At 42.7% G+C, this 7,426-nt stretch carries 10 protein-coding genes; 2 read left to right on the forward strand and 8 right to left on the reverse strand.

Annotation, left to right across the window (positions count from 1 at the left end; translation table 11 throughout):
• The 7 genes from paaZ to VFM80_RS10710 all read right to left on the reverse strand — a co-directional run.
• Window positions 1-1,860: phenylacetic acid degradation bifunctional protein PaaZ (gene paaZ / locus VFM80_RS10680; RefSeq protein WP_395071819.1), on the reverse strand; the 1,860-nt coding region annotated here is incomplete at its 3' end.
• Window positions 1,857-2,309, reverse strand: coding sequence for a hypothetical protein (locus tag VFM80_RS10685; RefSeq protein WP_395071820.1), 453 nt, complete (start codon window positions 2,307-2,309; stop codon window positions 1,857-1,859). The genes VFM80_RS10685 and paaZ, both read right to left, overlap by 4 nt.
• A complete protein-coding gene (locus tag VFM80_RS10690) occupies window positions 2,309-2,908 on the reverse strand; it encodes a transferase hexapeptide repeat family protein (RefSeq protein WP_395071821.1) in 600 nt (199 codons plus the stop codon). Before VFM80_RS10690 ends, VFM80_RS10685 begins: the two co-directional genes overlap by 1 nt.
• Window positions 2,909-2,945: 37 nt before the next feature.
• Window positions 2,946-3,320: a four helix bundle protein gene (locus VFM80_RS10695; RefSeq protein WP_395071822.1), complete on the reverse strand. Its 375-nt coding sequence runs from the start codon at window positions 3,318-3,320 to the stop codon at window positions 2,946-2,948.
• A gap of 47 nt (window positions 3,321-3,367) precedes the next feature.
• On the reverse strand, window positions 3,368-4,585 hold the full coding sequence (pcaF, locus tag VFM80_RS10700) for a 3-oxoadipyl-CoA thiolase (RefSeq protein ID WP_395071823.1): 1,218 nt from the start codon (window positions 4,583-4,585) through the stop codon (window positions 3,368-3,370).
• A 28-nt stretch (window positions 4,586-4,613) separates the two neighbouring features.
• Window positions 4,614-5,039, reverse strand: coding sequence for a PaaI family thioesterase (locus VFM80_RS10705; RefSeq protein WP_395071824.1), 426 nt, complete (start codon window positions 5,037-5,039; stop codon window positions 4,614-4,616).
• A gap of 118 nt (window positions 5,040-5,157) precedes the next feature.
• The gene (locus tag VFM80_RS10710; protein WP_395071825.1) at window positions 5,158-6,333 is read right to left on the reverse strand and encodes a 3-hydroxyacyl-CoA dehydrogenase NAD-binding domain-containing protein; all 1,176 of its coding nucleotides are present in this window, start codon (window positions 6,331-6,333) and stop codon (window positions 5,158-5,160) included.
• Window positions 6,334-6,484: 151 nt separating this feature from the next.
• On the opposite strand from VFM80_RS10710, the gene VFM80_RS10715 reads away from it, so the two are divergent.
• Window positions 6,485-6,721, forward strand: coding sequence for a FitA-like ribbon-helix-helix domain-containing protein (locus tag VFM80_RS10715; protein WP_395071826.1), 237 nt, complete (start codon window positions 6,485-6,487; stop codon window positions 6,719-6,721).
• Window positions 6,718-7,146 carry a type II toxin-antitoxin system VapC family toxin gene (locus VFM80_RS10720; RefSeq protein ID WP_395071827.1) on the forward strand — a complete coding sequence of 143 codons (429 nt, stop codon included), beginning with the start codon at window positions 6,718-6,720 and terminating at the stop codon, window positions 7,144-7,146. The genes VFM80_RS10715 and VFM80_RS10720 overlap by 4 nt, the downstream gene beginning before the upstream one ends.
• A gap of 8 nt (window positions 7,147-7,154) precedes the next feature.
• Here VFM80_RS10720 and VFM80_RS10725 read toward each other — a convergent pair.
• Window positions 7,155-7,426: DUF4260 family protein (locus VFM80_RS10725; RefSeq protein WP_395071828.1), on the reverse strand; the 272-nt coding region annotated here is incomplete at its 5' end.

The following is a 7,426-nucleotide window of genomic DNA, read 5'->3' on the forward strand; positions in this document are numbered from 1 at the left end:
AATAGTATCGCCTGGTGCAACAGGAGCAACAAACCTAAGATTTTCTAATCCATAATTTAGCATTACCGGACCTTCATCAGGATCCACAAACAATCCTGCTGTGGCCGAAAGTACGAAATAGCCGTGAGCTACGATCTTTCCGAACAGTGAACGGGCTGCTGCTTCAGGATCAGTGTGGGCATAAAAATGATCACCGCTGAGTTCAGCAAATTGCTCTACATCTTTTTCGGTGACCGTACGCTTCTCGGTGGTCATTGCTTCACCGACCTCCAGTTCCTCAAAATATTTCTGAAACGGATGTTTCTCGGATTCCCGTGTTTCTGCTCCTTTGATGTGCTGCTTTACAATGTTTCTTAAAGTAGTGGGTGATCCCTGTAAGGCAATTCGCTGCATGTTATGAAGTACAGCCCTTGCTCCACCCAGTTCCTCGCCACCACCGGCATGTCCCGGCCCGCCGTGAACCAGCGAAGCGATAGGTGATCCATGCCCTGTCGATTCTCCTGCTGAATTTTTGTTGATCACCATAAAACGTCCATGGTAGGGGGCACAACCCATTGTGATTTTATGGGCGAGCTCATCATCCGCAGTAAAAAGAGAGCCAACCAACGAACCGTTTGCCTTGTTCGCAATATCGATGGCTTCCTGAGTATTTTTATAAGGCATGACCGTGGTCATTGGCCCGAATGCTTCCAGACGATGAACTTTATCCACCTGCATAGGCTGGTGACAAACGAGCACTCTTGGAGTTGTAAATGCTCCATTTTGTTCTCCATTTGCCATATACACAGTATCTGTGATCTCAGAAAGTTGCCGAAGCTGTTCCTCAAATCGTTCGGCTTGAAGGGAACTTGCCAATGGTCCCATTCGTGTTTCCTTTTGTCCTGGATCGCCGATGATTGTTCTCTCCAATCGGGCTTTCAGCGCATCAACGACCTCATCTTCCAGATGCTCGGGAACGATCGTTCTGCGTATGGCTGTACATTTTTGGCCTGTTTTGACCGTCATTTCCCGGGCCACTTCTTTGATGAAGAGATCGAATTCCTCCATGTCGGAGGTGACATCCTCCCCAAGAATAGAGCAGTTCAGCGAATCAGCTTCCAAGTTAAACTGCACATTATTGGCAATAATATTCGGATGTGCTTTTAGTTTCTGTCCGGTTAAGGCTGAGCCGGTGAATGCAACGGAATCCTGACTTATCAGGTGATCAAGCAGGTCACCGGGTTTATCTGCGGCAATGAATTGAACCGTGCCTTCAGGGAGAATACCTGACTCAATGATATCCTTAAAAACTTCCCAAGAGAGGTATGAGCCGATCGGAGATGGCTTCACAATAACCGGCATTCCGGCAATGATAGCAGGAGCCAGTTTCTCCAGCATTCCCCAAATCGGGAAGTTGAAAGCATTGATGTGAACAGCGACTCCGTGTTTGGGAACACAAATGTGCTGACCCATAAAGGAGCCTTTGCGGGAAAGTCGCTCAGTATCACCTTCCACATGCCAGGGCAGATCCGAAAGCTCGCGACGGGATTTGCTTGAGATCCCAAAAGCCGTGAGGATCCCACCTTCAATATCGATCCAGGAATCAGCTCGTGTGGCCCCGGTGTGCGTGGAGATCTCGTAATATTTTTCTTTACGCTCCATCAGGTACTGACCAAGAAATTTGATCTTAAAGGCTCGCTCATGGATGGTCATTTTGCGGAGCTTGGGTCCACCAACGGTTCGTGCATATTCCAGTGCCGATTTGTAATCAATTTCCGCTTCTACTAATTGCGCAACCGATTTGTTTGTAACCGCACTGATCAAATCAGTTTCATTGCCTTCATTTAACCACTTGCCTTCTATATAACTATTTACTTTCATTCTATGCCTTGTGTTGATTCGCCTAAACGCTTTGGATGATTATCGGATTCTTGTAATTCATCAAAGGCTTTTTGAAACGTTTTCATTAATTCCATGTAGTTTTCTGAATCGTTAACCTCAGATTCTAATTTTCTGCTTTCTAATGATTCATTTTTGGAAGCCTTTATAAATCTCCAAAATTCAAACTGAACAGTTTCCCCTTCGTACTCAAGGTATATGTTCCCTTTTTCATCTACTGATTTATATTTAAAAGTGCCTTTTCCAAAGCCTCCTGACATTTGCTCGACACCCGTCATATATTTAGAAAGATCTTTCGATCTTACTTTCAGATAACCAATGGCTTTTGAAATATTCCAGCAGAATATTTTATCACCTGTTCTCCAATGTAATATTTCGGAATACCATGTGTGAGGAGCCTTTCCTTTTTTATCGTTATTAAAAAATCCCATTAATGATCTTTTTTAGCTTTTTTCCAATTTTGATATCCCATTTCCTGATCTTCCCGGCCATTGGGAATTTCCCTAAGTGGGTCACATTCTTTTAGGGTCTCATGAAGTTCACCCGGAAGTTGTTGATACAAATGCGTTCCTTTCGTTTTCCATTTCGCCATTTCATCTGTGACTTCCTTTACAATTTTTGCAGGATTTCCAACTACGACTTTTCGGTCTGGGATCTCCATTCCCTCCGGTACAAAGGTTAACGCTCCAATAATACATTCTTTGCCGATTTTCACATTGTCCATCACCACGGCATTCATTCCAATAAGACAATTTTCACCAAGATGAGCTCCGTGGATGATTGCTCCGTGGCCCACATGTGCTTCTTCTTCTAAAGTTACTGTTACTCCCGGAAACATATGAATGGTACAATTTTCCTGCACATTGCATCCGTCTTTGATCACGATCTTTCCCCAATCCCCACGAATTGCCGCACCGGGACCGATATACACATCCTTACCGATGATCACGTTTCCTGTAACCGCAGCCAGAGGATGCACAAAAGCCGTTTCGTGAACGACCGGTTTGTATCCATTGAATTCGTAGATCATAAAGGTTAGAAGATTAAGTTATTGAGAGATTTAGTACTTATTTATTTGAACCTTGTTTTGATTTTTTTAAATAGGCTATGTATCCGTTTAAAATTTTTAAGCATTGCAAAATCTGATCGTTAAGCTTATCAAAGACCTCTTTTTGTATAAATCCTTCGTCAAGCGCACAAACTAAATGTTCTTGTGTTTCATAGAGCGAGCCACGAGCCATTCTGCAGAATTGAATGTTTTCTTGATAATGGTACCTCCCAAATCCTTCTGCAATATTTGCAGGAACAGATCTTGAAGAACGAATAATCTGATCTTTTAATCTGAATTTTTCATCTTTTGGAAAATGCTTCACCAGATTTGAAACCATTTGTCTCAACTCTCTGGCTGATTTCCACGATTCTAATTCAGATAGTTTATACATGATCTAACTTGGCTACTTAATCACTCAATAACTTAATCTCCTAATAATCATTTGACCTTCTCTAATATCACAGCCATGCCTTGTCCCACACCCACACACAACATACAAAGTGCATATCTGTGAGATTCTTTCTCATGAAGTTCAACCGTAGCTGTTTGTAATAACCGCTGACCGGTCATTCCAAGGGGGTGACCAAGTGCAATTGCTCCTCCGTTTGGATTGAGCCGTGGATCCTTGTCATCTATTTTCAGCATTCGGGTTACGCCGAGTGATTGTCCAGCAAAAGCCTCGTTCAGCTCAATGACATCCATATCTTCCAACTTCATGCCGGCACGTTTTAATACTTTTTGAGCTGCTTCCACCGGACCCAATCCCATAATTCGTGGTTCAATTCCTGAAACGGCATGGGCCACAATTCTCGCTTTCGGCTTCAGTCCAAAATCTTTGACTGCTTTATCTGAGGCGACCAATAAAGCTCCTGCGCCGTCATTCAATCCTGAGGCATTTCCTGCGGTTACGCTCCCGTCTTTTCTGAAGGCCGGACGAAGTTTAGCGAGTACTTCAGCTGTGGTATCGGGACGCATGAATTCATCATGCTCAAATAAATATGGATCCTGCTTTCTACGGGGAATTTCTATCGGTACAATTTCTTTGGCGAGTCGGCCCGAATCTCTCGCTGCCCCGGCTTTTTGCTGACTCCAGGCCGCAAACTTATCCTGATCTTCACGGCTGATCTTATGCATCTCAACCACATTCTCTGCCGTGGTTCCCATCCCATCTGTACCGTACATTTCCTCCATCTTTGGATTAATGAAACGCCACCCAAAAGTAGAGTCATGCATTTCTGTAGTGCCGGAATATGGGGAAGAACCCTTTCCTAAAACGATCGGTCCGCGGGTCATATGTTCCACTCCGCCGGTAATGAAAAGGTCACCTTCTCCGGCTTTAATGGCATGATAGGCTTTTACTGTTGCACTCATGCCGGAGGCACACAATCGGTTCACCGTTTCCCCGGGGACTGAAACCGGAATTCCAGCTAACAAGGAAGCCATTCTTGCCACATTTCGGTTGTCTTCGCCGGCCTGGTTTGCACAACCAAGAATGACATCCTCAATAGCTTCAAGATCGATTTCAGGATTTCGTTGGATGAGTTCTTTGATTGGTATAGCTGCGAGATCATCTGCCCGAATGGGAGAGAGGGCTCCTTTCAGTTTTCCAATGGGAGTTCTGGTTCCGTCTATAATGTACACTTGCTTTGTAGACATAAGATGTTAGATAAAAGACTTAAGAAATTTATTGATTATCAATTTCATGCTGTTTCCCTGTTCGGTAAACGGTTCCTCTGAATTCTGCAACCAATTCTTCACTTTGATTGGAAATTTTGACTTTATATACGCCGATCGTGCGGCCATTTTGAAGTTCTTCGGTTTCAGCGATCAGTGTATCCCCAACACTCACTTTCTTTGTAAAGTTTATGTTGTTTTCGAGAGCAAGTGAAATGGAGCTTCTGGAATTGGATGCAAAAGCGAGAGCGCTATCTGCAAAAGAAAACGTAATTCCTCCATGACACACTCCAAATCCATTCGTCATTTCCTCCCGAATTTTCATCGAAAGCTTACAGTATCCCGGCTCAGAATCCAGCACTTCAATGCCCATCCATAAGGAAAAGGCATCGTTTTGGAGCATATTGTTTATTATAGGATGGATTTCTTTACTCATAGGTGTGGATATTTAAGCTTTCAGCCGTCAGCTCTCAGCTTTTAGTTTTGATCCAAGCGGATGCGTGAACCGGTTAGAAATAGATTTTAACTGAAAGCTGAAGCCTGATAGCTGACAGCTAATCTTTATAAAAATTCTTCTGATTTGCGACCATTTTCTTCAATAATGGATTCGGTCGATAACGATCTTCTCTATACTCAACTTGTAAGGCTGTCATCCGGTCGAGCACATTCTTGAGACCGATCTCATCCGCCCATTTTAATAATCCTTTGGGGTAATTGACTCCATTTTGCATAGCAAGGTCCACATCTTCGATAGAGGCAATGTTCATGAAAACAGCATCACAGGCTTCATTGATCAGCATGGTCAGAATGCGGTCGAAAATTTCTTGCCCGAGTTCTCTGTTTTTATTTGGCTTGGGGTTTTTGGAATCATCTTCGTAGTGATAGAATCCCCTGCCTGATTTGCGTCCCAACCACCCGGCTTCCACCATTCGTTTTTGGGCGAAAGAAGGTTTGAATCGTGGATCATAATAAAATGCCTCAAACACAGTACTGGTTACCTCATAATTTACGTCATGCCCGATCAGGTCCATCAGTTCAAACGGACCCATGCGGAATCCGCCGATCTCTTTCATGGCCCAATCGATGGTGGCGGCATCAGCAATACCTTCTTCGTAAATACGGAGGGCTTCCCCATAAAAAGGACGTGCTACCCGATTTACAACAAACCCCGGAGTGTCCTTCCCGGAAACGGTGATCTTGCCCCAGCTTTTGATAAATTCTTTGGTTGATCTGAAAACCTCATCATCCGTTGCAATTCCGGAAATGATCTCCACCAGTTTCATTAATGGAGCTGGATTGAAGAAGTGAACACCTAGAAACCGTTCCGGTTTTTTTAGGGCAGAGGAAATAGCAGCGATAGAAAGAGAGGAGGTGTTGGACGCAAGAACGCAATCTTTCGAAACAATGCCTTCCAGTCGGGCAAAGGTGTCTTTCTTGATGTCAAGATCTTCAACAATAGCCTCTATCACAAAACCACATTCTCCAAAGTTGGTAATGTTATCGACGAACTCAATTCTTCCCAAGATTCCGTCCACTTCCTCTTGAGTCATTCGTTCTTTTTCCACCTGTCGTGTAAGGATGCTTTCAAGTCCTGCTTTGGATTTTTCTAGTTGTTTAGGATATGCATCATATAAATAAACCTTGTGTCCTTGTGTAGAAGCAACCTGAGCAATTCCGGTTCCCATTGTTCCGGCGCCAATTACACCGATCGAAGCATTATCTTTAATCATAGTAAATAATCGTGTTTAATCATCTGAAAATCGCTTCCAAGATAAGGAATCTGAGGTGGAATGCGTTGTAAATTGAACTAAAATTTTTGAACTTGAAAGTTATTGGGAAAAAAGATATCATAATGATATCAATCAACGAACCAAGAGAAGTATGCCAGACGTATTAGTAAGAAATATCGATGAGAAAACACTTAATAATTGGAAAAAGAGAGCCGCGCGAAACAATCGATCATTGCAAGCAGAGTTGAAAGAGATGATTGATGCTTTGGGAAAAGTGGATATTGAGGAAACCCGAAATATGGTTCGGGAAGAACTGACTAAATATCGTGCTGAAGGTCGAATGTTTTCCAATAGTGTGGATGATATACGGGAAATCCGGGATCGATGAGTATTGTTCTTGATGCATCTATTGCTGCTAAGTGGATTTTTTTAGAAGAGGATTCGGATAAAGCTGAACTATTGCTGAAAGATCATTCAAGTTTTCTTGTTCCGGATCTTTTTTATTTAGAGATGGATTCCATCATAGGTAAAAAAGTAAGGCGAAGAGAATTAGAAGCTTCAGATGCTCACCGAAAGCGGACTCAGGTACAACGTATAGCAGCCGATGTAATTTATCACCAGACTTTGGCAAAATTAGCTTTTGATATATCTATTTCACTGCCTGTTACAATGTATGATGCCTTATATCTTGCTTTGGCTATGGACAATCAAACAATTATGTGGACGGCAGATGACCGTTTAGTACGGGGTCTCTCAAATACTATATTATCAGAACATGTAGAGAATCCATTGAAAAGAGATAAATATTCTTAAGCAGTAGTTTAATTTCCAATCCTTCCCAAATGCGTATGCTTGAAATCATCAGGGAGTTTGAGTCCATAGCCGAAAACACGGTCAAAAGAAGCGTGACTGAGAAAAACAATTCCAATGGCTAACAGCCATTCAATTTCAGCAAAATATCCGGCTATAATCAGTCCAATCATGATTCCTTTATGATGAAGAATATTATATATCCATGAACCGATTTTTGTATTAATTAAATAAGCTGCAAAGGAAACATCCGGCAGAAAAAAGAGCAGTGCAAGCACCCACC

The organism is Gracilimonas sp. (assembly GCF_035704785.1).
Classification (GTDB): domain Bacteria; phylum Bacteroidota; class Rhodothermia; order Balneolales; family Balneolaceae; genus Gracilimonas.